The organism is Neoroseomonas rubea (assembly GCF_016106015.1).
GTDB classification, from domain to species: domain Bacteria; phylum Pseudomonadota; class Alphaproteobacteria; order Acetobacterales; family Acetobacteraceae; genus Neoroseomonas; species Neoroseomonas rubea.
In genome coordinates this window covers 1-2,173 of the sequence record NZ_JACADQ010000488.1, presented here as the reverse complement: position 1 = coordinate 2,173, position 2,173 = coordinate 1, and the positions used below count along the sequence as shown (strand labels likewise).

Sequence of the window (2,173 nt, the reverse complement as noted above, 5' to 3'; positions counted from 1 at the left end):
GGCCGTGGCGGGAAGCGGTTCGCGCTTCGGGCGCGCGGGCCGAGTAAAGGTCGGGGGAGGGGAACCTCCCCCGAACCCCCTCCCTTCTTTGTCTGTATTGGGTTCCGAGGGCCTTTCGGCCCTCGGCGGGGGTCGAGGGGGCGGCGCCCCCTCGTCCTACTGCCCGACGCGAACGAAGCGCAGCGGGAAGAAATTGTCCGCCAGCTGCTGCAGCGTGATGTTCTGCCGCGCCGCCCAGATCACCACCTGCTGGTGCAGAGGGATGTGGCCGACTTCCTCGGCGTGCAGGCGCATCGCCTCGTCCATCAGCGCCTGGCGGCGCGTCCGGTCGGTCTCGACCGCGATCTGGTCGACCAGAGTGTCGAAGCGCGGGTTGGAATAGCCACCCGAGTTGAACACGCCGCGCGTGCCGTCCCGCGTGCCCATCAGGTTGAACAGCGCGTTGTGCGCGTCGTAGGTCGTGGGCGTCCAGCCGAGCATGAAGAAGGATGTGTTGTATCGCGGCGCGAGGATCTCGGCGAAGTAGCGCGCGCGGGTCTGCGCGTTGAGCTGCACGCGGATGCCGATGCGCGCGAGCATGGCGACGGTGGCGGTGCAGATCGCCTCGTCGTTCACGTAGCGGTCGTTCGGGCAGTCCATGCCCACGCTGAAGCCGTTCGGATACCCCGCTTCGGCGAGCAGCCGGCGCGCCTGGTCGACGTTGGGGCGCGGCCGCACGGCGGTGTCGAGCGCCTCCGTGTGCCCGTTCACCCCGGGCCCGACCATCAGCCCCGTGGCGCGCGCCTGGCCGCGCATGACGGTGCGCACGATGGCGTCGTTGTCGATGGCCAGCTGCATGGCGCGGCGCACGCGCACGTCGCGGAAGGGGTTGCGCCCGCGCACGTCGGACTTGAGCAGCTCGTCCCGGCTCTGGTCCATGCCGAGGTAGATGGTGCGCAGTTCCGCCTGCTGGTGGATGCGGATGCCCTGCGTGCGCGACAGGCGGTCCGTGTCCTGCGGCGGCACGGTATAGACCATGTCCACCTCGTTGCTGATCAGCGCGGCCACGCGCGTCGCATCATTCGCGATGACGTTGAACTCGACGCGAGTCAGGTTGTGCTCCGGGCGGTCCCACCAGTTCGGGTTCGGCGCCAGCACGGTGCGGCGGTCCGGCTCGCGGGAGACCAGCACGAAGGGCCCGGTGCCCATCGCGTTGCGGGTGGCGAAGTTCTCCGCCCGCTGCGTCAGGTCGGCGGTGCGCTGCGCGTTGTTCCGCTCCGCCCAGGCGCGGGACATGATGCCCCAGCCGGTGATTTCCTCGAGGAAGATCGGGTTCGGGCGATGCGTCTCGAACTCGACGACCGCGGGGGAGACGACGCGCACTTCCTTCACCGAGGCGAAGACCGCGGTGATGTTGGACCCCGGACCGCGCGCGCGTTCATAGGAGAACAGCACGTCGTCCGCGGTCAGCGGCGTGCCGTCGCTGAACTTCACGCCGTCCCGCAGATGGAAGCGCCAGACGGTGGGGGAGACCTGTTCCCAGCGCGCCGCGAGCGCGGGCTCCACCTGCAGCTGCCGGTTCCGCCGTACCAACGGCTCGTAGATGTTGGCATTGAATGACAGCAGGAAGGTTTCGTTCCGCGCATAGGGGTCCATCGAATTGACGTCGCCGTCATTGGCCCAGCGGAAGGTATTGGCCTCGGCGCCGAGCGCCGTGCCGGCCAGCAGCGCGGCGGCGAGAAGAATATGGCGCGGCATGAATCGCTCCCGGAAACGTGGTGTCCCTAGATCCTTATCCCGAGAGTCGGAAAAGAAAAGGGGCGCCATCCCGACGGACGGCGCCCCCATGGTTCGTGCCGCGGCGCGGGGTCAGGCCGCGCGCAGCGCCTTGGGCAGGTCGGCCACGCTGCGATCCACCAGCGCGGCGTCCGCGGTGGCGTCGAAGGTCTCGGCGATGACGGCGCGGGCGGCAGCACCCGCGATGTCGGCGGCGGCGTTGCGCACCTCGGCCACCGCGGAGGCTTCGGCCGAGGCGATGCGGTCGAGTGCCATGCGCTCGCGGCGCCTGGCGGCGGCCTCGGCTTCGGCGGCAGCGGCGGTCGCCACGCGCTCGGCCTCGGCGCGCGCGCTGGCCAGCAGCTGCTCGGCCTCGGCGGCCGCGGCGGTGCGCTCGGCCTCGGCGGCGGCGAGCATC

Annotated in this window: 1 protein-coding gene and 1 pseudogene; both read right to left on the bottom strand. The window is 70.5% G+C overall.

What is annotated here, in order from left to right; translation table 11 throughout:
* Positions 1-156: 156 nt before the first annotated feature.
* Positions 157-1,737 carry an ABC transporter substrate-binding protein gene (locus HW577_RS24005; RefSeq protein WP_198378619.1) on the bottom strand — a complete coding sequence of 527 codons (1,581 nt, stop codon included), beginning with the start codon at positions 1,735-1,737 and terminating at the stop codon, positions 157-159.
* Between the two features lie 111 nt (positions 1,738-1,848).
* Positions 1,849-2,173, bottom strand: a pseudogene (locus HW577_RS24000) (F0F1 ATP synthase subunit B); the annotation flags it as partial.

What these genes read in the sequence shown, in the direction of transcription:
- HW577_RS24005 (WP_198378619.1), bottom strand. Translation starts at nt 1,737, where the DNA reads ATGCCGCGCCATATTCTTCTCGCCGCCGCGCTGCTGGCCGGCACGGCG.